A 24,626-nucleotide genomic window follows, 5' to 3' on the forward strand; every position below is an offset into this window, starting at 1 on the left:
AGAGTACGGTTTTAGGTTTTTATAGGGTTCATCATGCAGCGCTCTACAGATAGCACACACACAACAACACCACAGTGGCAGTTTTGGGTTGACCGAGGCGGTACCTTTACCGACATTGTCGCCAAAAGCCCAGACGGGGGCTTAGTCACACACAAACTGTTATCTGATAACCCCGAGCAGTATGCCGATGCGGCCTTAGCCGGAATTCGCCATTTGTTAGGCATTGCCGCAGATCAACCCATTCCCACCGAACGTATCGCTGCTGTCAAAATGGGTACCACGGTCGCCACCAATGCGCTGTTAGAGCGTAAAGGGGATGACACCGTGTTGCTGATTACCGCAGGTTTTAAAGATGCGCTGCAAATTGGTTACCAAGCCCGTCCTCAATTATTTAATCGTCATATAGTTAAACCCGAATTGCTATATGGTCGAGTCGAGGAGGTACACGAGCGCGTTTTAGCCGATGGTACGGTGGAAAAAGCCCTAGACCCCGATCAAGTCAAACACCAGTTACAAAGTGCTTATAACGCTGGCTATAGAGCCTTAGCTATTGTGCTGATGCATTCGTACCGCTATCACGAACACGAGTTACAAGTAGCGCAGTGGGCTAAAGAAATAGGCTTTGAACAGATTTCCGTATCCCACCAAGTCAGTGCCTTAATGAAGCTTATTGGTCGTGGCGATACCACCGTTGTGGATGCTTACTTATCACCAGTACTACGCCGCTATGTTAATCGCGTCGCCAGCGAGCTAGACCAAGTGCGTCTCATGTTTATGCAATCCAATGGGGGCTTAACCGCTGCCGAGCATTTTCAGGGAAAAGACGCTATTTTATCAGGCCCTGCCGGGGGCATCGTTGGTATGGCACGTATTGCTGCCGCAGTGGGGTCAGATCAGCTCATTGGTTTTGATATGGGGGGCACCTCAACCGATGTATCGCATTATGGCGGTCATTTTGAGCGTGTCTTTGAAACGGTAGTGGCTGGTGTACGTTTGCGTGCGCCTATGATGAATATTCATACGGTGGCCGCCGGGGGCGGATCTATAGTGCATTTTGATGGTCATCGCATGCGTGTAGGTCCCCATTCGGCTGGCGCTTATCCAGGCCCAGTGGCGTATCGCAACGGTGGCCCATTAACGGTTACCGATTGCAATGTCATGCTAGGCAAGCTGCAACCGCAATTTTTCCCTGCTATTTTTGGCCCACAGGCCGATCAGCCCTTAGATGTAGAGTTAGTACAGCGCAAGTTTAAGGCCATGGCTGCGGAAATCGCCGCGCAAACAGGGGTTGAATCCAGCCCAGAGCAAATTGCCGAAGGTTTCATCCAAATTGCGGTAGCCAATATGGCAAACGCCGTGAAGAAAATCTCCATTGAACGTGGCTACGATGTGAGCCAATACACCCTTGTTTCCTTTGGCGGCGCAGGGGGCCAGCATGCGTGTTTGGTCGCCGACGCTTTAGGTATGAGTCGTGTGTTAATTCACCCTTTTGCAGGGGTATTATCGGCATACGGCATGGGGTTGGCAGATATTACCGCTATGCGTGAAATCAGCATGGAAGTGGAACTGAAAGCAGAAAACCTCCGTGCGTGTGAAGAACGCTTGGCCGAACTCACAGAGCAGGCGGCTGCCGAAGTTGTCGCGCAAGGCGTAGACCCCACTCAGTTACAGGTATTGCCCCGTTTACTGGTGCGTTACGACGGTACTGATTCTGCTTTGGTGGTGGATTTTGCTTCTATCGAGGCCATGCAAGCCCAGTTTAATGAAGGCTACTTACAGCGTTATAGTTTTTTAATGCGCGATAAAAAACTGATTGTAGAAGCTGCATCAGTGGAAGTGATAGGGCAAAGTGGCGAGGAGCTCGCACGCTCTGCTGCGGATTTAGAGCCTGTGGTGGTGGATACGCCAATTGCTACAGTAGACATGTTTAGCCATGATGCGGCCCAAAAAACTCCTGTCTACAATCGTGATACATTAATCGCCGGTAGCCGCGTGCTTGGGCCTGCGATTGTATTTGATCAAAACGGTACCACCATTATTGAGCCCGAGTGGCAGCTAGATGTACTAAGCGCAGGGGAAATGCTTTTAAGTCGCGTCAAGCCCAAAGCCAAACAGGTGGCTATTGGTACAGACGTAGATCCCGTCATGCTAGAGATTTTTAATAATCTGTTCATGTCTATTGCCGAGCAAATGGGGGCAACACTAGCCAATACGGCGTTCTCGGTCAACATTAAAGAACGCTTAGACTTTTCCTGCGCGCTCTTTGATGCCCAAGGTAACTTAATTGCTAATGCGCCCCATATGCCAGTGCATTTAGGCTCGATGGGTGAAAGTATTAAGGCCGTTATTCAAAAAAATGCAGGCCAAATGCGCCCAGGCGATACCTACGTGCTCAATGACCCCTATAACGGTGGCACGCATTTACCCGATATTACGGTAGTGACCCCTATTTTTAACGATGCCCAAACAGAGATACTATTCTTTGTGGCATCGCGGGGGCACCATGCTGATGTGGGTGGGTTAACACCCGGTTCCATGCCTCCCGATAGCAAGACGGTAATGGACGAAGGGGTACTTATTGATAACTTTAAATTGGTGGAAAAGGGCGAAATGCGTGCCGAAGCCCTTAGCGAATTATTGCAAAGTGGTCCGTACCCCGCACGTAATATCAGCCAAAATCTGGCCGACTTACGCGCTCAGATTGCAGCAAATGAAAAAGGCGCTCAGGAATTACACCGCATGGTGCAAACTTTTGGCCTAGATGTGGTGCAAGCATATATGCAACACGTACAAAACAATGCCGAGGAATCGGTACGTCGTGTAATTGATGTGCTTCAAGACGGTCATTTCCGTTACGAGCTAGACAACGGGGCACACATCGAAGTAGCGGTTCGGGTCAACAAAGCACAGCGCGGCGCTACCGTTGACTTTACCGGCACCTCGGCCCAGCTTGATAGCAACTTTAATGCACCTAAAGCCGTGTGCTTAGCCGCTGTACTGTATGTGTTCCGTACCTTGGTTAATGATGAAATTCCCATGAACCAAGGCTGCTTAAAACCCATCGAGGTCATCATTCCCGAGGGCTGCATGTTAAACCCATCGTATCCCGCCGCTACCGTGGCCGGTAACGTAGAAACCTCTCAGTGTATTACTGATGCTTTGTACGGTGCTTTAGGGGTTATGGCGGCGTCTCAGGGCACCATGAATAACTTTACCTTTGGCGATGAGCAGTACCAGTATTATGAAACCATTGCCGGGGGCTCAGGCGCAGGCATGGTGCTGCATACCGATGGTACACGGGAAATTTTTGATGGTACCGATGTGGTGCAAACCCACATGACCAATTCCCGATTAACCGACCCAGAAATTCTCGAGTGGCGCTACCCAGTTGTGCTTGAGGAGTTTTCCATTCGCCCAGACAGTGGGGGCTTAGGCCAAGGGGTGGGTGGCAATGGCGGCACACGCCGTATTCGATTTTTAACACCGATGGTTGCTTCAATTTTAGCAAATCGTCGTCGTATTGCTCCTTTTGGGGCTGCAGGAGGCCAACCCGCAGAGGTTGGTTCTAATTACGTGGAGCGCACCGATGGCTCTATTGATTCACTGGGTGCAACCGCTTCAGTGCAAATGAAAGCAGGGGATGTCTTTGTTATACATACCCCGGGTGGAGGGGGATTTGGTCAAAGCAACTAATCTCTACTTGGTGCCCAAAGCTCTATTTTTGTTTGTCATGTGCTAATTAAAAAATAACAGACTTAATCATAGATTAAGTCCCTCACGGAGGAATTATGAAACTACATCAATTCATGACTGCAGCCGCTGTGGTTGCCTGTTCCATGACAGCAGCTCATGCGGAAAGCTGGCGTATGGCCACAGCCTACCCAGAAACTAACTTTCATACGGTTAATATCCAAGAGTTTGTTAACGAGATCAAAGAGGCCACCAATGGCAAAATTGATATCACTGTACACGCCAACGGTTCATTAATTCGCCCTAGCGAGCTTAAAAATGCAGTGCGTTCGCGTCAGGTGGAGACAGGTGAGTTTATTATTTCCGCCCTAGCCAATGAGCACCCCATTTTTGCGGTGGATTCGGTACCCTTTGTAGCCGTATCGTATGATGACTCTGAAAAGCTCTATCAAATCACCAAACCTTATCTTGAAGACCTATTAGGGCGTCAAAACATGCAGTTGTTGTACTCCGTTGCTTGGCCGCCCCAAGGGATGTACACCGACCGCGAAATTAACACCATCGAGGACTTAAAAGGTTTACGCATGCGTGCGTACAGCCCCCAAACAGAACGCTTGGCACAGTTATCGGGTGCGGTACCCACACAAATTGAAGCCGCAGATTTAGCGCAAGCGTTCTCCACTGGTCGAGTCAACGCTATGATCACCTCTGCATCCACTGGTGTTAACTCCAGCGCGTGGGACTTCCTTAGCCACTACTATGATGTGGCGGCATTTTTACCTAAAAACGTAGTGGTAGTGAATAAACGCAGTTTTGATGCCCTAGACGATGACACCAAACAAATTGTGCTTGATGCTGCCGCTAAAGCAGAAAAGCGCGGTTGGGACATGTCGCGTGAAGAGCGTGTGAAGCAAACTAAACTACTCGAAGACAATGGCATTAAAGTCAGCTCAGGTAGCGATGAGCTGCGTGCCGCTTTACTCGAAGTGGGTCAGAAAATGGCTGCAGAATGGAGTAAAGAAGCCGGTAAAGAAGGCGAAACCATTCTTAACGCTTTCCAGCAATAATTAGTAAAAAATAAGGGCGCAGTCGGTTCGGCTGCGCCGCGTTGTGTAAGGAATTTCAATGCGCAAAAGTCTCGATCGGTTATATGAGCTAAGTGGGGCTGTGGCGGCATTATCTTTGTTCATGATTATGCTTATAGTTTTTGGGCAAGTGATGTTGAATACCATCGACTTTATAGCACTTCATCTTATAGGTAAGAGCTATGGGTTTTTAATCCCATCTTACGCCCAGTTTTCTGGGTATGCACTGGGCTTTACTACGTTTTTATCGTTGGGTCTGGGTTTTAGAAAAGCCGCTCATATACGCGTCACCTTAATTGAAACCGCGCTCAAGCCTGCTGCTCGTCGTTATACCCTAACTGTGGTGGCCTTTGTTGGGGCCTTGTTGGGGGCGTTGATTAGTTATAGTTTGGTAGATTTAGCATGGCAGTCGTGGATGTGGGGTGACACAGCGACAGGCCTAGTGCGTTTACCTTTATGGATACCTCAAAGCGTTTTAGCGTTGGGTGCAATCATTTTTTTCATTTCAGCGCTAGATACTTTGGTAGACATGCTGCGCTATAAACAGTCTGCAGCATTACGTGCTATAGATCCTGTCGAGGAGGTCATGTAATGTCTGACGTAGGCCTGTCACTAATTATGGTTTTTACCCTTATAGGCAGCTTGGCCTTAGGGATGTGGGTGTCGGTATCTTTGTTTGTGACAGGGATAGTCGGCATTTTGTTGTTTTCAAATGCCCCGTTAATTAATGTATTAGCCACGAACATCTGGAGCTCTTCCGCTGAGTGGTCGTTGGCAGCTTTACCGTTATTTATCTGGATGGGAGAAATTTTATTTCGCTCCCGTATGTCCAAAGATTTGTTTACTGGATTAGCGCCGTGGATGCGTTCTTTGCCCGGGGGGCTAGGCCATGTGGGCATTTTGGCTTCGGGTATTTTTGCTGCCGTCAGCGGTTCTTCCGCCGCAACTTGTGCCACCGTCGCCAAAGTGACGGTACCCGAACTTAAAGCCCGTGGTTACGATGAAAAACTTATTTTAGGTACCATTTCCGGCTCTGGTACGCTGGGTTTACTTATTCCCCCATCCATTATTTTAATTGTGTATGGCGTGGCTGCCGAAATTTCCATTGCTCGCTTGTTTGTGGCTGGGGTGTTGCCGGGCTTAATGATGATTGGCTTGTTTATGGCGTATGTGGCTATTTGGTCGGCACGGCATCCCGACAAAGTGCCTGCTAAAGACCCGCCCATGAGCTTCAAAGAAAAAATCAAAGCAACCCGTACCTTGCTGCCTGTTAGCTTATTGATTCTTGGTGTAATGGGTTCTATTTACACCGGTATTGCTAGCCCTACAGATTCAGCTGCGGTAGGGGTAGTGCTGGCGTTGTTATTAAGCTGGGCGTTTGGTGATCTGAGCTGGAAAAACTTCAAAGAAAGCCTAATGGCGGCCTTGTTGTCCTCATCTATGATCGCCTTTATTTTGGCTGGGTCCGCATTTTTAACTATAGCCATGGGTTATTCTAATATCCCTATGAACCTAGCGCGTTGGATCAGTGATATGGGCATGAGTCCGTATGCGCTATTAGCTGTGTTAACAGTGTTTTTTATTGTTTTAGGCAGCTTTTTAGATGGTATTTCCATCGTGGTTTTAACAACAGCTATTTTGTTACCGGCGGTTCAAGCGGTGGGTATAGACCCTATTTGGTTTGGTTTGTATTTGGTGTTGGTAGTCGAGATGGCTCAAATCACCCCACCGGTGGGGCTGAACCTATTTGTATTACAGGGCATGACGGGACGCGATATTGTTTATTTATCTAAAGCGTCGTTTCCGTTTTTCTTAATGTTGGTACTAGGGGTGGTGCTGGTCATTATTTTCCCGCAAATAATCTTGACCCTACCAAAACTTATGTACAACTAGCTTTACCAAAACGTGCGGCAAGTCTCGTCATTTAGGGCGAGAGGGATATCAATAAATCCTGCCGTTTAGGCCCGATTCAACTACGGTAGAATCGGGCTTTTTTATGCGTGCTCCATAACCCATGGACGATAAGCCCAAAAGTTGTGGTGCTGTCGCGCTAGGTACAAACACTTTGTGGTAAACAGGTTCAGGTTACAGTGTAAAAAATAAATAATGACGCAGGTAAAAGGGGAGTGCAGCGTGCAAAGTACATATAACTTATCAGCAAAAGTGACTTTGTTCACAGGGGCGGTAGGTGGTTTAAGTGAGCCATTTGCTCAGGCTTTATTAGCAAGCGGTGCTGGTACTGGATGTGGTCATTTGCCATCTGGTTTTTAATCAACTAAAGCTCTTTGTTGTTTTCTTTCTTACGCACACAGTGCAGTATCAATAGGTGTTTTTTTATGGGTTCATCTCAGGTTAAAACAGCGCTTTCTCCGTTTCAGGTGGCTTTGTTTTTGGTCATGGTCGGTATTAGTGCGGCATTGCATGTGTGGAAACTCGCACCCGCTTTGCCTGCTTTGCAAAGTGAATTGCAGCTTAGTCTAGTTGAGTCTGGCTTCTTACTTTCTAGTGTGCAAATAGGGGGTATGAGCTTAGGGTTAATTATTGGGCTCTTTGCCGAGCGTATGGGCTTAAAGCGCTGTATTGTGATTGGGATGAGTATCTTGGTGCTAGGGTCTATGGCTAGCACCTTGACCGATCATAAGAGTGTGGTGCTGCTATGCCGTGCCTTAGAGGGGTGCGGGTTTTTAATGGTGGTGCTACCTGTACCTGCGCTCATAAAACGCCTCGTGGCACCCCAGCAGTTAAGTCAGGTCATGGGGCTGTGGGGGTGCTACATGCCCATGGGTGCAGTCATTATCTTATGGGCAGGGTCCTGGTTTTTAACATTGGGCTCATGGCGTTTTTTATGGTTGATCTTAGGCGGATTAAGCCTGCTTATGACGGTACTAGCAGGGTTGATTATTCCGGCGGATCCGCGTGCAGCTAGCACGTCGCGTACCAGTGACCATGCATTATTGCACATGGTTAGTCTTACGTTACGCACTAAAAAAGTGTGGATAGTGGCCTTGGTTTTTTGTGTATATGCCGCCCAATGGGCTGGAGTGATTGGGTTTTTGCCTACGTTTTATATTGCAGGGGATATTTCTGGAACACTCGCTGGCTTTTTAACAGGGATGGTAGCCGGGGCTAATATCTTAGGAAATTTAGGGGCAGGGCGATTACTACAGAAAAAAATTGCTCCCCAACAGTTATTGCTCTTTGGTTTTGTCACCATGATGATGTGTGCCATTTTAGCGTTTGGGGCAAAGATTGGGCTGCTGTGGCAGTTTTTGGCAATTTTAACCTTCTCCGCTATAGGGGGGCTGATTCCTGCTACGTGTTTTTATTTAGCTGTAAACGTGGCACCTAGTCCACAGACCACCTCGTCTACCGTGGGTTGGGTCCAGCAGCTTTCATCATTAGGTCAGTTTTTTGGCCCACCCGCTGTGGCCTTGGCCGTTAACGGTTTGGGTGGTTGGCAATGGGCATGGGCCGCAACCGTTTCCTTTGCAGTAGTAGGGCTAATTTTGGTATGGTTGCTGAGTAGAAAGTAGAAGCGCCCTGTAGTTACACATACCAAATCGCTTATTGGTTTGATACGCAAAAACTAAAAAGGCTAGGTTTACCTAGCCTTTTTACGTGGCACTACGCCTGAGCCGTTGGGTATGGGGAGGTATCTACATGGTTTAGCATTAAATAGGTTAGCTGCTGCATAAGACGGGCTTGGCGTGTAATGGTGTGCGCCAACTTTTTAGTCCATAGTAAAACTGGCCTGTTATAGTGTTAACACCATGTACTACATAGTTAATGCCAGATTTTTCAAGGTGAATCCATGAGACAAACCACGGTGTGGGCAGGCTTAGGTCTACTGTTTTTTCTTTTAAGCGGTTGTACTTCTAGTCCTAAATCAACCACCCAAACACAAAGCTATCAATGCAAACTCAACCCACAAAGCTGTATGTACGAAGGGGCTTATGAGCACGATGAAGAAGCCTATGCGGAACAACGCGCTAAAGAGCTCAATAAAGCTTCTGCTCGCAAGCTAAAACGTCGCGGCAGTTGGTGGTGAGAAGGCAATGGGTTGTTGTTTTATGGTATGGTAAATACCTTGTTTTTCATGGGTTTAGAGTAGGCTGAGATCAGGTTGATACAGCGTGCTTACCATGTTTAGGAGCTGCTTTTGTTTAGTGATTTGATGGACGAAATGGGTGATCTAGATGGGTATTCCATCGAGCCTAAATTTTTTCTAGATGTGCCTTTTGTGCCAACCGACGATGGCTTAATCGCAGCCATGTTAAAGTTGGCCGACATAAAAAAAACAGACACCTTGTATGACTTGGGTGCCGGAGACGGTCGTATTGTTATTGCTGCAGCCCAAAAATTTGGCATACGTGCCATAGGGATCGAGCTTGATCCATTGCGTGTGTCTGAGGCCATGGAGGACGCCGCTCATGCGCGCGTCGAGCATTTGGTTGATTTCCTCGAGGAAGATCTCTTTAAAGCCGATTTTAGTGCGGCTACTGTTATTACCATGTATTTGATGGACTCCGTAAACGTCATGTTACGGCCTCGGCTTCTTAACGAGCTACGCCCCGGCACACGCATTGTGTCTCACGCCTTTGACATGGGTGACTGGCGGGCGGACGTCGAAGAAAGCCTAGGCGGTATCACGCTTTACAAATGGGTTATCCCAGCAAAGGTCGAAGGTACATGGCAGTGGGAAGGGGTAGATGGCTGCGTTTATCACCTAGAGCTTCAGCAAAAATATCAAGACGTCACTGGCGAAGTATGGGTCGATGACGAGCCAGCGCAACTTGTCGAATGCACACTTAATGGCGCGCGTTTAGATCTGCGTGTGCAAACCCATGACAGTGATCAGCCTCAGTACATGGTACTAAGCTTCGAGGCGGATGCAAAAAATCCAGAGCTCGAATGGTTTTAAGAGCAAAAAATCAAAGTAAAACCACCCAAACTATTACCGCAAACCACCCTGTGTTGCCTACACAATGAACATCACGCATCTAGAACACTTAATCATTGGTCTGGTGATTCAGGGTCTGTTCGTGTTGGGGTTTAACGCCTTAAAACGACCCGATGGTGTGTGGTATGGTGCTTTTTTTGTCACGGCATTGTTTTTAGGTCGAGAGCATGCCCAACGCGAATACAAAATAGGGGATCCCAGCCAACTAATGGGTTACGAGGCCTTAGACTTGTGGCGATGGTCACTGGATGCGCAGCTCGATTTTTTTGTTCCTACTGTGGCGGTATTTTTAGTGGCTGGACTCGTCGCGTGGTTTAAACGTTAGGCTGATAATTACAGGATGGCGTTCTATAAGTTTGTCGTGTTTATCAACTAAATTGTAACAGCGCTCGCTTTATTGCCTCGTTCCTGTCAATGTAGGTGAAGGGATATGTTTCCCGTTTTTATATTTAGGATCTACATTGAAAAAGACATTCGGTATTGTGAAGTGGTTTAATAATGAAAAAGGCTTTGGGTTCATCATGCCTGAAGACGGCGGCAAAGACCTCTTCGCTCACCACTCAGAAATCCAAGGGGCTGGTTACAAGTCACTTGACGAAAATCAACGCGTTTCTTTTGTAGTAGGCAGTGGTCAGAAAGGACCTTGCGCCACACAAATTGAAGTCGCTTAATTAAGCCTAGCGTCTTTTAAAGACGCCGTTAAACAAAAAACCGAACTTGTGATGAGTTCGGTTTTTTTTGTTTTAAGTTCTGATCTTAGCCCTAAACCCTACACATAAAAGCTTGGTATTTAACTGCGCTCTGCTGATATTTTCCCCTGTATCAGCCAAGACAAAAAATAGTATTTAGAATGCATCCAGTGTTACGACTGCTAATAATTAAATTTTAATGCAGATATATCCACTGTCATCTTGCCAGGTATAGTAATCAGCAAAGTGAATGAGATAGAAAAACGATTATTTCATCCTGATCCTATAACGTAACCAAAATAGGGATAGCATCATGTCACTACTCGCAGATGTATGGCAAACCATAATTCATGAGTTCTCTGATATTGCCGATATGAAAGAGGCCACCGTCATTGGGGTTAGGCTAAGCGTGGCCGCACTATTAGGGGCAGCGATTGGCTACGAACGCGAGCGCCGCGGCAAAGACGCTGGGCTACGCACCCACATGCTCGTTGCCCTAGGGGCTGCCATTTTCATTTTAGTCCCTGTTACCGGCGACATGACCACAGCTGACGCCAGCCGCGTCATGCAAGGCATTATCTCGGGCATTGGTTTTCTTGGGGCAGGAGCCATCCTAAAACAAGAAAAAGAGCACATCGTGGCTGGGCTGACCACAGCGGCCAGTATATGGGTGGCGGCGGCAGTAGGGATTGCCGCTGGCTATGGACGCGAAGCCACTGCCGTCGCTAGTACAGTAGTGGCTTTGTTTGTGCTGGCAGTACTAGGACGTCTAGAGACATCACAGGCGACAAGCAGCGAAAAAAAATCCTAATGGGTATAAGGTGGCCGGGGCCTAGTAATAAGGGCAGGCCCCACATAATGTGAGTTCGGGTAGTTTAGGTTAGGATGTCCTAAGATCGTAATAAGTTGTGCAATGTTTTGCATAGGGTCCTTAACGTTACGCACATGGACGCCGCTTAGCGGCGTCCCAGCATCCATTTATGGCTGTGAATAATGCGACCTGTTAGAACTCTGGTAAGTAAACTTTTATGTCAACGCTATAACCAGCAAGCGATATTCTATCAAAGCCATCCATCTTCGTAATGGAGACATCTTTTGCACAAGTCTGACCATCTTTCGTAAGAAAGATAGCGTATTTTCCACCTTCAGAAATAGGCACATTGAACACTTCATTAGAAGTGATTTTTTGAACTGGAATTACCTTGCCGCCTTGAATAGCTTTAATAGACTCCGAATATTGGCCAATACTGATGAATCCAATTGAACTTCCATCTTGTACTGCACGAAACCTAACTTCACCACCATTGGGTACGGATTGATTTGTTACGACAAAATTGCAAATTGGCGTACTATCGATGTGCACAATATTTCCTTCATTTGCTCTTGTCGTTGTTGAAAACATTGCCGCTACAATTAGACTAGTTACGATTTTTTTCATTTTCCACCTTTTATTCATTTCTTTTTCTTGTTTTTTAAATTGATTTAAACCTAAATTAATCTAAACAATCTTTGTTATAAATTATAAGCTAACTCATACTGTTCATGAGTGCTAATCGATTCAGAAATTTTTTCCGGACTACTGGATTAGGCCAGAGGACAGCGAAATTATTGAGTTTTTTCTTCGATTAAGAGTTGATGACCCTCTGATGTCGATACTGACAACCTTGAGTTGGCTCGAATAATGAGTGACGACAAAGTTCTAAATTTGATGTAGGAATTTGCGTAAGATATTTATCCTAACTATTAGGCGTTTTTTTAGAGGTCGTGGCTATCAGCGCTTTATTTTTTTGGACCGTTGATCACTTCTGCTTTGCATCGAATTTATATTCGCTTAACCCATCGGATAAAGAGGTAGTAGTTTAGAAACGAACTGATGCTTAATTAACTTACTTGGTAGCGTGGAAAGTCTCGCCGTTCAAGGCTTGGAGGATGTCAAGTACAGCATCTTTGATCTATAACCAAAAACACTCTGTGATCATGCAGCGCCCAGTATCAGTTAGTGAGGTTGGGGATCAGGCAAATAAGTACAACTCAAGCGCGAGGCAGGATGCAGTGAATTTTAAGTTCCCACCCCACACACTTCTCAGAAACTCAACAAGCCCTCGATATTAATAGCGAGAGGCTTTCCACTCAAACATGGTCATTGTTTAATCAAACATAGGCCATCTCTCTTTCCCGTGGAGTATTAGCGCGTTGCAGCAGCTTGCGGCACACTACTATGGCATTTTTTTCTATCACATAAAACAGCAAAGTGGCTACTATTAAAGAGGCCACTACAGCCCATATAAATGCAGCGCCGCCCTCTAGCCCAAAGTCCCAGCCGTACTTACGAATCACTTTAATCATAATGATGTGTGTGAGGTACAGCGAAAAAGAAATGTCGCCTAAGAAATGTAAAACGGGTAGGGTAGGAATGCCTTGAATGCGCTCATAGAGCAAGCCAGCAAATAATAATGCTAAGGCGGCTAAGCCCCATTTTAATGGGCCATGACCATAGAAGTTGGGTAAATACAGGGCTACAGCAGCTAAAGCTGCCAGCAATAAGACCCACGGTAGTAGTTTACGTTTGGTTTGCTCTGACCATTCTGGCAACGATTGAAACACCATATATAAAATGATTCCATAACCAAACTCTAACAACATGGGTGATGACACCAGTGCCACTACGGGTTGCAATACCGTATTCGAGGTGTAATCAAATTGTGTATAGGCGGAGAGTTCTAATTCTTGATTCAGAGCAAGCTGCGACACCACAAATACTCCCATAATCAAAGCCAATACCAAAACTTTTCTATAGCGCTGTGACAGCATTAAGCCAATAAAAAATAATCCGTAAAAGAAAATTTCATAGGTCAATGTCCAAACAGGGCTAAGCATGTTATAGCCAAAAAAGGGGCCTGATTGGGAGTAGTCGGCGTGCAGAGGTAATAACGAACGCAGTACTGAGGTGTTGTTATCGCCAAAAAGCAAATAAAACACCACAAGGCTAACAATTAAGAGGGGGTAAATCCGAAAAATACGCTTTAAAGCATAAGAAACTAACGGCTTAGGCTCGGGGCGTTGTGTGGCATAACAAATAATAAAGCCACTAATAATAAAGAATAAATCGACACCAAATGCCCCGTTGGCAAACAGCATATCGCCTAAACGTGAATGCGCATAATAATCATTTAAGTAATAACGAAAATGAAAAAATACCACTAATAACGCAGCTAACCCACGCAGATAATGCACACTCTTGATCATGCAGCCTCCTACCTGTAGCACTGAAAAGCGTATTAAGACGACTTTTACCGTAGCACAAGCACGTAAGCCAAAAAGCACGATAGGTTACTAGTCATTGCCTCAGTCCCCTTTTGTATTCTATTTTTTAGCGATTCATTACAAGCCGAATAAAACTCTAACAAACGCATTCGATGAAAAGGAGACTAGCCAAACCCGAATAAACTATGTCATAATCACGTCTTTGATGTAGTTCATCAAAGGGCCTATAGCTCAGTTGGTTAGAGCAGCGGACTCATAATCCGTTGGTCGCTGGTTCAAGTCCAGCTGGGCCCACCAGAAATTTTTAAGTAGTATCAAGCGCCTACGCCAATCTCTCAAGAGGTTGGCGTTTTTGTTTTTAGAGCAACCTGTCAGCCAAGTGTCAACGCAGAAATAGGATTCAATGTGAGCAGCAATGGGTACATGCACGCACGGAAATGCAATCAGCTGGCTACTTTCTACAAAGGCGCATCCGAGGCGAGAATGGAAGAATCCGATGGACTCACGAAGTCACAGCCACCCCGACGATGCCATCTCCCCCCGGCCTTAGGAAAAAGGCGTCTTTGACGCAAAAAGTGAATAAAACGCAAGAAATGCAAGATACAGTCGAATAGCACCAATTAGATAGCTATTGCGACAGCTTAGAAAGAGTTGGGAGTATCCACGTTATTTTTAAAGTTTGTCGAGTAAGAGGCTACGCATTATGCGTTCAAAACATAGGAGTGGTAAAAAGAGTTATTGATGTTAAAGGTAAACAAATATGGTTCAGAACGATTGATCAAGCTTTAGATGGGCTTATTAATCTTCCATATTTAAGCGAAATGTTCATAATTGACCGAAGTAACTGGTAACGCTGAAACTATCTTGCCAGTGCTTTTTTGAAAGGGCTTCGTCCATCTACTTGACCGGCACCGCTTTGCCGACGGGGTCTTGGCTTTGTCCAAAGCCTTTGCTCTGGCTTCGAGTTCAGATGAAGCACGCACGATCCGCGAAGAGGTGGGATTCTTTCAGGCCATCCGGGCCGCTTTATCGAAGACCGCAAGCGGTAGCGGTGGAACGCGTCAGGACCGCGAGTTGGCTATTCAGCAAATAGTAAGTCGAGCTGTAGTGTCGACGGAAATTGTCGGCATCCTGGCTGCGGCTGGCATCCAAACCCCTGACATCTCCATCCTCTCTGACGAGTTTCTACTCGAAGTCCAGCAGATGGAGAAGAAGAACCTCGGCTTGGAAGCACTACGCAAGCTGCTGAACGATGACATCCGCTCACGCACCCGTACTAACGTCGTGGAAAGTCGTGCCTTTACTGAAAGACTAGAGGACGCTATTGCGCGGTACCACGCCAATGCCATCACCACAGCCGAGGTGCTGCAAGAGCTAATACAACTGGCCAAGGATCTGCGAGCAGCCCGAGAACGCGGTGAAGCCAACGGGATGACCCAGGAGGAAATCGCTTTCTACGATGCGCTTGCCGAAAATGAGTCCGCCATGGAAGTTATGGGTGATGAGCAGTTGCGTGTGATAGCCCAAGAATTGCTCATGAGTCTTCGGGATAATGTTACCGTGGACTGGGCGCACCGCCAGTCAGCTCGTGCCAGGTTACGGGTTCTGGTGAAGCGCATTCTGCGCAAGTATGGCTATCCGCCGGATTTGCAGGATGCAGCAGTGCAGACGGTGCTCCAGCAGGCCGAGGCTCTGACTGGACTTTGGCAGTCTACCTGATGCATCGCATAGAACATCAACTGTCAAGTAACGCTTGACAGTTGATGTCGGCTTTGGCGTGTGCGGCGATTGACTACAATACAACGTCAGATACGCACTTCAGATCACCGCCTCAAGCCCTTTGCGCTCAATCAGGTTCAACAGCTTGAGTGACGGCCCGCTCGGCTTTTTGTCCCCGCCTTCCCACTTCTGCACGGTCGACACACTGGTGTTGAGCACAGCAGCAAAAACCGCTTGGCTGACGTTCGACCGTTCACGCAGCGCCTTGATCTGCTGAGGATGTATTTCGTGCACATCAAGATTACATAGCGCTTCGAACTCGCCCATGCGCCGCTTGCTGATCAGACCGGTGCTATGAAGTCCACGCGCCGTCTCGTGCATCTCGTCCAAAATTCGGCTGTTACGTTTTGTCGTCGCCATTACATATCTCCAAAATTTCACCGGCAGCCAGCGCAATAGCTAGTTGCCGATCATCAAAACCAAGCAGCTCCTTTGCCACCTCCTGGAGTAACCTCAGCTCGTCCTTGTCGATGTTGGATCGCTCGTTTTTGCTGAAGCCATAGAGGAAGAACCAGCGCCCCGCCATTTTTGTAGCGACGATGGTTCTCGCTCCGCCACGCTTGCCCTGGCCAGACAATGCAACTCGTTTCTTCACAACATCGCCACCCAAATCAGCATCAATGAGCCCCTGACTCATCTCTTCGACTGCGGCGCATAGGGCTGCGTCGGTTAGTTCCGATTTTTTCATCGAGCGGGTGAAAGTGCGTGTTTTAAAGACTCGTCTCATCGCTTAACTATACCACTAAGTGCAATACATTTCTAGTGGATTCAGATCCTTGTCGACAGTGAGAGCCCAGACAAACTCGCTCAAAAGTGAGCTGCTGCTGACATCCACGGGGCCTGCTCCCCAAGCCTGTCTCCAAGGAGTCCTTGGAGACTCAAGCAGCCACCAGCTAAGCGCGCCTAACTGTACTGGATAGCTGCTCCGATTGGTACAGTAGTGGTACATAGATCAGTTTTGGTCATCTGCGCCCACCAGAAATTTTTAAGTAGTATCAAGCGCCTACGCCAATCTCTCAAGAGGTTGGCGTTTTTGTTTTTAGGGCAACCTGTCAGCCAAGTGTCAACGCAGAAATAGGATTCAATGTGAGCAGCAATGGGTACATGCACGCAAGGGAATGCAATCAGCTGGCTACTTTCTACAAAGGCGCATCCAAGGCGAAAATGGAAGAATCCGGTGGGTCACGAGATCACAGACACCCCGACGACGCCATCTCCCCCAAAAACCATATGATGGTTAGGTACGGCATGGGAAACAAGGGGGTATACCAATAAGAGTAAAACTAATAAGACTTAACTAATCAGATTAAGAGCAGACACACCGCCCAGGCTTCCGGCCTTAGGAAAAAGGCGTCTTTGACGCAAAAAGTGAATAAAACGCAAGAAATGCAAGATACAGTCGAATAGCACCAATTAGATAACTATTGCGACAGCTTAGAAAGAGTTGGGAGTATCCACGTTATTTTTAAAGATTGTCGAGTAAGAGGCTACGCATTATGCGTTCAAAACACAGGAGTGGTAAAAAGAGTTATTGATGTTAAAGGCAAACAAATATGGTTCAGAACGGTTGATCAAGCTTTAGATGAGCTTATTAATCTTCCATATTTAAGCGAAATGTTCATAATTGACCGAAGTAACTGGTAACGCTGAAACTATCTTGCCAGTGCTTTTTTGAAAGGGCTTCGTCCATCTACTTGACCGACTCCGTGCTGCGCCATTTTCAAAGATCCGTGGTGTACATGCCATGCCGTGGGAAGCCAATACCGTGGCAGTGAAGCTCTCCGAGGCATGGAACGCATCGGTCGAAGATCCGTCAATTACATTAAAAATAAATGGTTTGCGCTTAATCGCATTACTAAAAGCAAACGAATGTGGTGGCGAAGCAAAATAGCCTGCGTGAAAGATCACTTATTGTGTAGCGGCGGCCACTGCTGCGCCGTATGCACAACATTCAATATTCGCACCTGCCTTTCTACAATTTCATACACGATCATATAGCTGCTATGAACGACCAGCTCAAAGGTGCCCGCGATTCTCCCAGACCGTCCCATTCTCGGGAAGTCCTGGAGTACAGCTGTTTTTTCTGCCATCAGTTCATCTAGTGCTAGGGCAGCAAGCGGGTTGTCTTCTTCGATGTAATCGAAAATACCTTCACGGTCTCTGACAGCTTCAGGCGTCCATAGCAGCTCCATCATTCAGAGGCAGCTATACGAGCGCGGGTCGCTGCGCGGCGGGCGGCAAAGCGAGCCTCGACATCAGCAGCGGGAATCAGGTTGCCAGCCTCGGCAGAGGCTCGGGACTGCTCGACCTTTTTCGTTAGCCAAGCATCGTATTGCTGTGTTTCCTCCTGCTGGGCTACATAACTGCGCATGAAGTCGCGAAGAAGCTGAGCTCCGGTACGATCATGGGCTTTGGCGGCATTAGCAAACTCAGCCTTCAAGCCTTCGTCAACACGGAAAGTAAAAGTAGTATCACTCATGGCATCACCTCTATGTGTTACGTGTATAGTATAGTGTAGCACTCCCGATTAGACTCGTCTGTATCAGACTTTCTTCATTACTAGACGGGGGCTATGCCGAAATTTGTTATCACCAGCAGTACAGTAGTGGTACATAGATCAGTTTTGGTCATCTGCGCATAAATACGCTAACCTACTGATGCATAAGTACTTTGTACTTATTTGGATTGCGCTACTACACGCTTGATTTTGCTAGGTACAGTGGCAGTGCCCGAGTCCTGCCCAGTGGTATTCTATAGTCCCAAGCATTCATCCCCCTTCCGGCACCTGAAAGATCATTATTCGTAAATCAGGATGGTCCACAATGGCAAAAACATTCCGCACCAAACGTGACGTTCAAAACTAAACACGTTGCACTGGATATGAAATGGTGCGTGGCATCTATATTTAACAGCTAAGCTCCAAACAACTAACAATAGAAGCAGTGTTACAGCGCTACCACGCTGAAGTGCATCTACCAGGCACCTTATATTGGCAGAATCAGCCATATTGCGCCTTGGCTTTGTCAGCCACTGGTGTTTCTTGAGGCTCAACAGTACATGATCAAGTTTGTCACTCCGAACAAGGGATAAAGGTTCAAATCCTTTTCTGGGAAATGTAGATTGCTAGTTACTTTCCACGTAACCTGTAAGTACCGAATCTGGAAAAATAGGTATCGTTAGTAATCAATAAAATGCCGTCATAACGAAAAAGTGGGTGGACGTAGACTAGCGCAGGATAGGTGTGAGTGGTGAAACAGATCTAGAGAAAGCCCGACACCATCACAGCAAAGCAGCAAAAAAGCTCGCGAACCTCATCTACCAACACAAAAATATAACGGCGAAGATACAAGAAGCCTGCTTGGGCCGATGGATGCTGTATGTGAAGTCTATCGCGCAATTAATTTTGTTATTTATCAAACACTTATGATTAAATCCAAACGAGTTCTTAGGAGCCGGAGTTTAACGAAAGTGGCAAGGAGCTGCTACAATGGTAGGCAAAGAAACCTCTACCAAATCTCTACCTACACGGCACGCAGCGCCTATTTACTCCCATCTTTGACATTCATGACCAACGAAGAGCAAGATTGCGACATGCTAGCTATTATGAAACTAAGGTGGTGTCAATGAGCATCATACAACTCCGTCGCCCACATTCTTGGACAGCGTTAGAGTTTTTTGCTGGCATCGGGTTAGCAAGAGCAGGCATGGAGTCTGTCGGTATCCACACGTTATGGGCAAACGACTACGACGTCCATAAAAAGACCATGTACGATGGACAGTGGGGCGAAGACCTTTTGGTGCTTGCCGATATCCATACTCTCATTGCGGACGACTTACCCACCGCTGATGTCGCTTGGTCTTCGTCTCCTTGCACGGATCTAAGTCTGGCAGGAAAAAGAGCGGGTTTACGCGGTGGGCGAGAATCCTCTGCTTTTTTTGGATTCACCCGTCTAATAAGCGAGATGGGAGCCCGAAAACCGAAAGTCCTTGTTCTAGAAAACGTAATTGGCCTCGCTTCATCTCATGACCGCGAGGATCTACGAACTGCAGCAAAGGAGTTCAATGCGCTTGGCTACAAGGTTGACGCCATTACCCTTGACGCACGCCGCTTCATACCTCAGTCTAGGCCACGGCTCTTTTTAATCGGAGCACAGGACCCTATAGATGGTGGTGAGCAAGACTCTTGTTTGCGCCCCGATTGGCTGGCGTGGCTTCATAAAGACCATGAAGTCGATACATTTACTATGCCGCTTCCAAAGGCTCCTGACTTGCTAAGTGCTGGCTTAACTCGAGAAATCGAGCTCTTGTCCGATGATGATCCCAGATGGTGGGATGAGGAAAGAATAGTCAAATTTGTTGAGTCTATGGCACCAGTTCAACGAGAGCGATTAGACCGATTTGTTAAACAGACTAAAATTACTGCTCGTACCGCTTATAGGCGGACACGTAATGGCAAACCCGTTTGGGAAATGCGAGCTGAGGATATTTCAGGCTGTCTGCGTACAGCCCGAGGGGGTTCGTCCAAACAGGCCGTAGCAGTCATGGGTAATGGAAGCTTAAAAGCCCGATGGATGACTGGTTTAGAGTACGCACGCTTAATGGGTGCTGGCTGGTTTCATCTAGACAACTTGAGAGATTCCAAAATACAGTATGGGTTTGGTGATGCAGTAGCGGTACCCGTTGTTAAATGGGTTGCACAAAATATGATTCTCCCTCACTTGGAACATTGCCACAATTTAAGTAAGAAGAAGGCCAATGCCTGACGAGAACGAAAGTATTAATAAGTTTTTGAATGCAGCCAAAGAGTGGTATGAAAGCCAGCGTTCCCCAAGTGGCGTGGTTAACACAAACGTTATGAACGCTGGCTTAGTTGTTTCCCACATGGCTGCTGACGGTCTACCTATCGGAGATGAACGTCTCTATAGCAGTAAAAAAAGTCAAGTTAAAGGGCTCAGTGGAGCATCTATCGCCAAAATATTAGCAACACATGGTGAATTCCGCACATTCACCAGAGAGGGAGGGCGAACGTCGCGAGGAACCGTTCATTTAGCAGCCTCATTTCGTGACGTTTTAAATAGGGTTCGACTCGCTGATGACGAGCATCTAGATAGCAATAAATTATCACACTCGCTGGAAGCTTTTTTTACAAACTGTGTTCGCACAGATTATTTTGATAAGCAACGTATATCTGTTGCTATAGACCCCAGTAAACCTGTACCTGCTATTATCAGCGATATATTATCCGCAGTAGCAGAGCGCTCAGACAAACCAACTGGCATTGTTTTACAACACTTGGTCGGCGCGAAGCTGCAGCTTCGTTTTCCCCAAGTAGACATTGGTGTAGATCAAACAAATGCCGCAGACTGGCAAACTGACAGAGAGGGAGACTATCAAATTGGCACAACAGCCTTCCATGTTACAGTAGCCCCGATGGAGAGACTGGTCACTCGATGTATTGAGAATAAAAATGCTGGTTATCGACCGGTCATTCTCACGTTAGAAAATAAAGTTATGGCGGCTCGTCAAATGGCTGACAACGCAGGTATGGTTGACCACATATCAGTTCAGTCAGCTGAAATATTTATCGGCAACAATATCGAAGAAATAGCCATTTATGATGGGGAGAAAATACGCGAAGGCGTCGCTCGTTTGGTCAGGGCCTATAACCACAGAATTGACAGCATTGAAGTAGATAAGTCGCTCATGATTGAAGAGCCAAAGTGGATAGTAGAAATCATGAGTAAGAGCGATGTTTTTGTCAGTGGCTTAGATACAGATAAATGATAAAAAAGAGAGCAACCGTCGTTCAAAAATGTAATGTGTCTTCCTGTGTTATATAGCTTCTGTGACAGGGAGATCAAAAAACTGACTACGTAGGGAGGGGCGAGAAGGATGTCAAAAGAACAATGTGTTGCTCTTACAAAGCTAACATTACGCTAAGATGTAACAAACACAGGTATACTTGAGTAAAGAGCCTTACCAAGGTTTGGCATGCGAAGCGGTGCGTCGCTTTATTCACTAACCCCCAAGGAGCCACTCTATGTCTGGTTCAGTTGAATCCGTTGTCAGTGCATCCATTGCCCTCCAAGGTCACACCTTAGCGCAAGAGAAAGACAATTTGCTGTTAAAAAAAGTATTGGCAAACCAAGAACAAACCATCATGAGCTTGCTGGACGCAGCTGCTGTAACCCCAAAAACTGGCCCCCAAGCCCTAGCACAGTCTGGTACTGTGGGCACAAAAATTCATGTGACAGCTTAAAGCTTTGTTGTCGTGAATAAAAAAGCACTAACTTTAAGTTAGTGCTTTTTTTATGGATGGTCACTTTAAAGAAATAATGTGGGCTTCCTTGGTAGTAAAAAGGTGATAGGGGTGAAATCTTAGGGTTATCACCCGAAATCCAATAGTTATCACATACAAGTTTAAGATTCTTATTTTTTATCCATAATCCTGTTACTGTAAGAACAGGAAAAAAGAGCTATTTGATAACTAACAGTAAAAGAGTAATACGAGTGGAGACAAGATTGACTGAGGTAAATACCCAGTTGTATATCAATGGGGTATATCGGCCAGCCGAAGATAACCTGCAATATGGCATTTATAATCCTGCTCGGCCTAGCGAACTAGTTGGGTATGCCGCAGCAGCGACAAAAAAGGATGTGGATAAAGCCGTACAAGCCGCGCATGCTGCTTTTCCTGCTTGGTCAGAGCTAGGTTATGCGCGCAGAGCTGAGTTATTACGAAAAATTGGGTATGCCTTAACAGCTGAGATTGATGATGTGAACTATCGCTCTCAACTTTTTTGTCGAGAACACGGCAAAATTTTAAGAGAAACACACCTTGAGATTTCACGTTTAGGTGAGCGCTTTTTTCAGTGTGCTGATTATGCAGACCGATTAGCAGCGGATGAGTTAATAGAAGGGCCTCCATTTGATACTTTAGTTAGTCGTCAGCCCCGTGGTGTAGCTGCACTAATTGTGCCCTGGAATTGGCCCTTAGCTATTTTAGGTTGTAAGTTACCTCAAGCTTTGATCACAGGAAACACTGTTGTGGTTAAGCCTGCTAACTATTCAGCGCTCACTCCCACACTTACATTAAGAAAAATTGCTGAGTTATTACCTCCAGGGGTGTTGAATATTTTAACTGGTAGTTCAAGTGAAATAGGTGACCCGCTAGTGGGGCACCCATTAGTTCGTAAAGTGAATTTCACTGGGTCAGTGGAGGTAGGGCGCCACGTAATGAAAGTGGCTGCAGAAAATATTACACCAGTCACATTAGAACTAGGTGGTAATGACCCAGGAATTATTTTAGAAGATGCTTTATTGGATGAGGCCGCATTTAAGCGTCTTTATCTGGGTGCGTTTATGTCTACGGGCCAAATATGTATGGCCTTAAAACGTTTATATGTGCATCGCTCACGTTATGACGAAGTCGTTGCTGGTTTGATAGCAGAGTGTAATCGACAGATTATAGGTGACGGACTTTTGCCAGAGACGACGATGGGGCCAATGAATAATAAAAAACAATTGAATGTGGTGCAAGGCATGATTGCGCAAGCCTATCAAGCAGGTGCCGAAGTAGTTGAGCTAGGGCAAGTCGTAGATCAAGAGCTTTATGCGCAAGGTTATTTTCAGCGACCAACCCTAGTATTAAACCCTGCGCATCATTTAGATGTGGTTCAGGAAGAGCAGTTTGGTCCTGTCCTACCTATTATTCCCTTTGACACGGAAGAAGAGGTTATTTCGTGGGCCAATGACAGTGTTTTTGGTCTTTGTTCATCTGTGTGGAGTCAAGACACTAAGCGTGCAGTCACACTAAGTCGCCAGATAGAGGCAGGTTATACCTATTTAAATGCCCACGGACCGAGCGCACAAGATGGCAGAGGCCCATTTGGTGGGTTTAAACAGTCAGGAATAGGAAGAAATATGGGTTATGAAGGCACCATTGCTTTCCAAGGGTATCACTGTATTTCTGCCCCTAATGACTCTATTGGCACCCTTATGCCTTTTTGGAATAAATAGTTGTTTGATATCTAAATTAAAAATTCAGATTTTCAATCCTTAAAAGATAATTGGAGGAGTATATGTTTCTAAAAAATATTAGTGCCGCTGTGCTAGCTATGTACTGTATGGGGGCAGGCTTAGTTCAGGCAGAAACTAAGTTGGTTTTAAATAATTTTGTGCCACCCAATCATTTTTTCTCAAAAGTTATGCATGAGTGGGCTGCAGATGTGAAAGAAGCCACGGAAGGGCGAGTGGTTTTTGAAATACCGGCTGGGCCTGTTGCTGCACCAGCCCAGCTATTAAATGCGACACGGTCTGGGATAGTTGACGCTGCCGTAATGGCTAACATTTTTGTACAAAAACAAGTGCCTGAGTTTAGTTATTCCTCATTACCTTTTTTGATCAACGATGCAGAGGCAGGCTCAGTAGCAAACTGGAAAAGTTACGAAAAATTTTTAGCAGATAAAAAGCCACTGAAACGGTATGGAGTAGAAATCCTTAGCCAATTTAACTTTTCGGGTGGGCAGTTCTACACCTTAGAGGACAATCCTATAACCAGTTTGGATCAATTAAAACGAAAACGGATATGGGCACTAAATGGTTATACCGCGGACACCATAATTAATTTGGGCATGAGTCCCATTGTGAGTCCCGCAGTGCAAATCAGTGAGTATGTGACTAAAGGCGTTGTGGACGTGTATTACGGTATTTCTTTAGAAAGTACCATCGACTTTAAGTCTGCACCTTATACCAAAGGCATCATGATGCTTCCTATGGGTGCAACCTCGACGAGCTTTAGTTTTTTCATTAACCAGCGCGCTTGGGATAAGTTGGATCCTAAAGATCGAGATGTGATCAGTGAGCTTTCTGGTGAAGCATTGGCTCGTCGTGTAGGTAAACGAGCACAAGAAGAGAGCGTAATTGCGTATAAGCAATTAATGGCTGATGGAGTGACTGAATATCCTATTACATCAGAGCTATATAACGACTTACAAGAAGCAGCAAAGCCTTTGTTTGAAACCTTTGTTAAAGAAGCTAAGAAAAAAGGGGTCAATGGTCAAGAGTTGATTGATTATTTTATGCAGACTTATGAGGCAGAGATCGCTAAGCAGTAGCGTATGGATCATTTTTCAAAAAGGTCTAGCGTTAAGAAGGAAC

General features: G+C 46.2%; 23 protein-coding genes, 1 tRNA gene and 1 pseudogene. 19 read left to right on the forward strand and 6 right to left on the reverse strand.

The genetic code is table 11. The features are described 5' to 3' along the window. Positions 1-33 precede the first annotated feature (33 nt). The 11 genes from ACBP46_RS09400 to ACBP46_RS09450 all read left to right on the forward strand — a co-directional run bounded on the left by ACBP46_RS09400 (position 34) and on the right by ACBP46_RS09450 (position 11,235). On the forward strand, positions 34-3,693 hold the full coding sequence (locus ACBP46_RS09400; protein WP_371016472.1) for a hydantoinase B/oxoprolinase family protein: 3,660 nt from the start codon (positions 34-36) through the stop codon (positions 3,691-3,693). Between the two features lie 95 nt (positions 3,694-3,788). Beyond that, positions 3,789-4,757, forward strand: a complete 969-nt coding sequence (locus tag ACBP46_RS09405; RefSeq protein ID WP_371016473.1) for a TRAP transporter substrate-binding protein — start codon at positions 3,789-3,791, stop codon at positions 4,755-4,757. Positions 4,758-4,815: 58 nt separating this feature from the next. Further along, positions 4,816-5,367 carry a TRAP transporter small permease gene (locus ACBP46_RS09410; protein WP_371016474.1) on the forward strand — a complete coding sequence of 184 codons (552 nt, stop codon included), beginning with the start codon at positions 4,816-4,818 and terminating at the stop codon, positions 5,365-5,367. Beyond that, positions 5,367-6,668 carry a TRAP transporter large permease gene (locus ACBP46_RS09415; protein ID WP_371016475.1) on the forward strand — a complete coding sequence of 434 codons (1,302 nt, stop codon included), beginning with the start codon at positions 5,367-5,369 and terminating at the stop codon, positions 6,666-6,668. The genes ACBP46_RS09410 and ACBP46_RS09415 overlap by 1 nt, the downstream gene beginning before the upstream one ends. Before the next feature lie 240 nt (positions 6,669-6,908). Next, entirely contained in the window at positions 6,909-7,046 is a 138-nt protein-coding gene (locus ACBP46_RS09420) for a hypothetical protein (protein WP_371016476.1), read from the forward strand. Between the two features lie 65 nt (positions 7,047-7,111). After that, positions 7,112-8,308, forward strand: a complete 1,197-nt coding sequence (locus tag ACBP46_RS09425; RefSeq protein WP_371016477.1) for an MFS transporter — start codon at positions 7,112-7,114, stop codon at positions 8,306-8,308. Positions 8,309-8,586: 278 nt separating this feature from the next. After that, complete coding sequence (locus tag ACBP46_RS09430) at positions 8,587-8,823, forward strand: hypothetical protein (protein ID WP_371016478.1); 237 nt, start codon at positions 8,587-8,589, stop codon at positions 8,821-8,823. Between the two features lie 111 nt (positions 8,824-8,934). After that, positions 8,935-9,696 (forward strand): class I SAM-dependent methyltransferase, encoded by a 762-nt coding sequence (locus tag ACBP46_RS09435; RefSeq protein ID WP_371016479.1) that lies wholly within the window; start codon positions 8,935-8,937, stop codon positions 9,694-9,696. Between the two features lie 64 nt (positions 9,697-9,760). Beyond that, on the forward strand, positions 9,761-10,060 hold the full coding sequence (locus ACBP46_RS09440; RefSeq protein ID WP_371016480.1) for a hypothetical protein: 300 nt from the start codon (positions 9,761-9,763) through the stop codon (positions 10,058-10,060). 136 nt (positions 10,061-10,196) lie between these two features. Beyond that, positions 10,197-10,406: a cold-shock protein gene (locus ACBP46_RS09445; protein ID WP_167660347.1), complete on the forward strand. Its 210-nt coding sequence runs from the start codon at positions 10,197-10,199 to the stop codon at positions 10,404-10,406. Between the two features lie 328 nt (positions 10,407-10,734). After that, a complete protein-coding gene (locus tag ACBP46_RS09450; RefSeq protein WP_371016575.1) occupies positions 10,735-11,235 on the forward strand; it encodes an MgtC/SapB family protein in 501 nt (166 codons plus the stop codon). 192 nt (positions 11,236-11,427) lie between these two features. Here the strand turns inward: ACBP46_RS09450 and ACBP46_RS09455 are convergent, their stop codons facing one another. Together ACBP46_RS09455 and ACBP46_RS09460 are read right to left on the reverse strand one after the other, a co-directional pair. Continuing rightward, the gene (locus ACBP46_RS09455; RefSeq protein ID WP_371016481.1) at positions 11,428-11,862 is read right to left on the reverse strand and encodes a hypothetical protein; all 435 of its coding nucleotides are present in this window, start codon (positions 11,860-11,862) and stop codon (positions 11,428-11,430) included. 713 nt (positions 11,863-12,575) lie between these two features. Beyond that, on the reverse strand, positions 12,576-13,670 hold the full coding sequence (locus ACBP46_RS09460) for an acyltransferase family protein (protein WP_371016482.1): 1,095 nt from the start codon (positions 13,668-13,670) through the stop codon (positions 12,576-12,578). 238 nt (positions 13,671-13,908) lie between these two features. On the opposite strand from ACBP46_RS09460, the gene ACBP46_RS09465 reads away from it, so the two are divergent. Then, positions 13,909-13,985 (forward strand) — tRNA-Ile (locus tag ACBP46_RS09465). Between the two features lie 615 nt (positions 13,986-14,600). Beyond that, positions 14,601-15,407 (forward strand): annotated as a pseudogene (locus tag ACBP46_RS09470) (DUF3387 domain-containing protein); the annotation flags it as partial. A gap of 99 nt (positions 15,408-15,506) precedes the next feature. Here ACBP46_RS09470 and ACBP46_RS09475 read toward each other — a convergent pair. Both ACBP46_RS09475 and ACBP46_RS09480 read right to left on the reverse strand, forming a co-directional pair. Further along, complete coding sequence (locus ACBP46_RS09475; protein WP_371016483.1) at positions 15,507-15,827, reverse strand: helix-turn-helix domain-containing protein; 321 nt, start codon at positions 15,825-15,827, stop codon at positions 15,507-15,509. Beyond that, entirely contained in the window at positions 15,808-16,194 is a 387-nt protein-coding gene (locus tag ACBP46_RS09480) for a type II toxin-antitoxin system RelE/ParE family toxin (protein WP_371016484.1), read from the reverse strand. Before ACBP46_RS09480 ends, ACBP46_RS09475 begins: the two co-directional genes overlap by 20 nt. Before the next feature lie 1,017 nt (positions 16,195-17,211). Between ACBP46_RS09480 and ACBP46_RS09485 the strand changes: the two genes are divergently transcribed. Next, entirely contained in the window at positions 17,212-17,358 is a 147-nt protein-coding gene (locus ACBP46_RS09485) for a hypothetical protein (RefSeq protein WP_371016485.1), read from the forward strand. 13 nt (positions 17,359-17,371) lie between these two features. Here ACBP46_RS09485 and ACBP46_RS09490 read toward each other — a convergent pair whose 3' ends face one another. Beyond that, positions 17,372-17,662, reverse strand: a complete 291-nt coding sequence (locus tag ACBP46_RS09490; RefSeq protein ID WP_371016486.1) for a type II toxin-antitoxin system RelE/ParE family toxin — start codon at positions 17,660-17,662, stop codon at positions 17,372-17,374. After that, on the reverse strand, positions 17,659-17,946 hold the full coding sequence (locus ACBP46_RS09495; RefSeq protein WP_371016487.1) for a CopG family ribbon-helix-helix protein: 288 nt from the start codon (positions 17,944-17,946) through the stop codon (positions 17,659-17,661). Before ACBP46_RS09495 ends, ACBP46_RS09490 begins: the two co-directional genes overlap by 4 nt. 1,144 nt (positions 17,947-19,090) lie before the next feature. On the opposite strand from ACBP46_RS09495, the gene ACBP46_RS09500 reads away from it, so the two are divergent. The 5 genes from ACBP46_RS09500 to dctP all read left to right on the forward strand — a co-directional run bounded on the left by ACBP46_RS09500 (position 19,091) and on the right by dctP (position 24,583). Next, entirely contained in the window at positions 19,091-20,230 is a 1,140-nt protein-coding gene (locus ACBP46_RS09500; protein ID WP_371016488.1) for a DNA cytosine methyltransferase, read from the forward strand. Continuing rightward, a complete protein-coding gene (locus tag ACBP46_RS09505) occupies positions 20,223-21,251 on the forward strand; it encodes a DUF4928 family protein (RefSeq protein WP_371016489.1) in 1,029 nt (342 codons plus the stop codon). Before ACBP46_RS09500 ends, ACBP46_RS09505 begins: the two co-directional genes overlap by 8 nt. Positions 21,252-21,507: 256 nt before the next feature. Further along, positions 21,508-21,726 (forward strand): hypothetical protein, encoded by a 219-nt coding sequence (locus ACBP46_RS09510; protein ID WP_371016490.1) that lies wholly within the window; start codon positions 21,508-21,510, stop codon positions 21,724-21,726. Between the two features lie 263 nt (positions 21,727-21,989). After that, positions 21,990-23,486 (forward strand): aldehyde dehydrogenase family protein, encoded by a 1,497-nt coding sequence (locus ACBP46_RS09515; protein ID WP_371016491.1) that lies wholly within the window; start codon positions 21,990-21,992, stop codon positions 23,484-23,486. Between the two features lie 62 nt (positions 23,487-23,548). Continuing rightward, positions 23,549-24,583 carry a TRAP transporter substrate-binding protein DctP gene (gene dctP / locus ACBP46_RS09520; protein WP_371016492.1) on the forward strand — a complete coding sequence of 345 codons (1,035 nt, stop codon included), beginning with the start codon at positions 23,549-23,551 and terminating at the stop codon, positions 24,581-24,583. Positions 24,584-24,626 lie beyond the last annotated feature (43 nt).

The organism is Paenalcaligenes hominis (genome assembly GCF_041359055.1).
In the GTDB taxonomy this organism is placed as follows: Bacteria; Pseudomonadota; Gammaproteobacteria; order Burkholderiales; family Burkholderiaceae_B; genus Paenalcaligenes; species Paenalcaligenes hominis_A.

Bases quoted from the DNA above. Each gene is read 5' to 3' on its own strand.
- ACBP46_RS09400 (WP_371016472.1), top strand. From the start codon at position 34: ATGCAGCGCTCTACAGATAGCACACACACAACAACACCACAGTGGCAG.
- ACBP46_RS09405 (WP_371016473.1), top strand. From the start codon at position 3,789: ATGAAACTACATCAATTCATGACTGCAGCCGCTGTGGTTGCCTGTTCC.
- ACBP46_RS09410 (WP_371016474.1), top strand. From the start codon at position 4,816: ATGCGCAAAAGTCTCGATCGGTTATATGAGCTAAGTGGGGCTGTGGCG.
- ACBP46_RS09415 (WP_371016475.1), top strand. From the start codon at position 5,367: ATGTCTGACGTAGGCCTGTCACTAATTATGGTTTTTACCCTTATAGGC.
- ACBP46_RS09425 (WP_371016477.1), top strand. From the start codon at position 7,112: ATGGGTTCATCTCAGGTTAAAACAGCGCTTTCTCCGTTTCAGGTGGCT.
- ACBP46_RS09430 (WP_371016478.1), top strand. From the start codon at position 8,587: ATGAGACAAACCACGGTGTGGGCAGGCTTAGGTCTACTGTTTTTTCTT.
- ACBP46_RS09440 (WP_371016480.1), top strand. From the start codon at position 9,761: ATGAACATCACGCATCTAGAACACTTAATCATTGGTCTGGTGATTCAG.
- ACBP46_RS09455 (WP_371016481.1), bottom strand. From the start codon at position 11,862: ATGAAAAAAATCGTAACTAGTCTAATTGTAGCGGCAATGTTTTCAACA.
- ACBP46_RS09460 (WP_371016482.1), bottom strand. From the start codon at position 13,670: ATGATCAAGAGTGTGCATTATCTGCGTGGGTTAGCTGCGTTATTAGTG.
- ACBP46_RS09475 (WP_371016483.1), bottom strand. From the start codon at position 15,827: ATGGCGACGACAAAACGTAACAGCCGAATTTTGGACGAGATGCACGAG.
- ACBP46_RS09480 (WP_371016484.1), bottom strand. From the start codon at position 16,194: ATGAGACGAGTCTTTAAAACACGCACTTTCACCCGCTCGATGAAAAAA.
- ACBP46_RS09485 (WP_371016485.1), top strand. From the start codon at position 17,212: ATGCCGTGGGAAGCCAATACCGTGGCAGTGAAGCTCTCCGAGGCATGG.
- ACBP46_RS09490 (WP_371016486.1), bottom strand. From the start codon at position 17,662: ATGATGGAGCTGCTATGGACGCCTGAAGCTGTCAGAGACCGTGAAGGT.
- ACBP46_RS09495 (WP_371016487.1), bottom strand. From the start codon at position 17,946: ATGAGTGATACTACTTTTACTTTCCGTGTTGACGAAGGCTTGAAGGCT.
- ACBP46_RS09500 (WP_371016488.1), top strand. From the start codon at position 19,091: ATGAGCATCATACAACTCCGTCGCCCACATTCTTGGACAGCGTTAGAG.
- ACBP46_RS09505 (WP_371016489.1), top strand. From the start codon at position 20,223: ATGCCTGACGAGAACGAAAGTATTAATAAGTTTTTGAATGCAGCCAAA.
- ACBP46_RS09510 (WP_371016490.1), top strand. From the start codon at position 21,508: ATGTCTGGTTCAGTTGAATCCGTTGTCAGTGCATCCATTGCCCTCCAA.
- dctP (WP_371016492.1), top strand. From the start codon at position 23,549: ATGTTTCTAAAAAATATTAGTGCCGCTGTGCTAGCTATGTACTGTATG.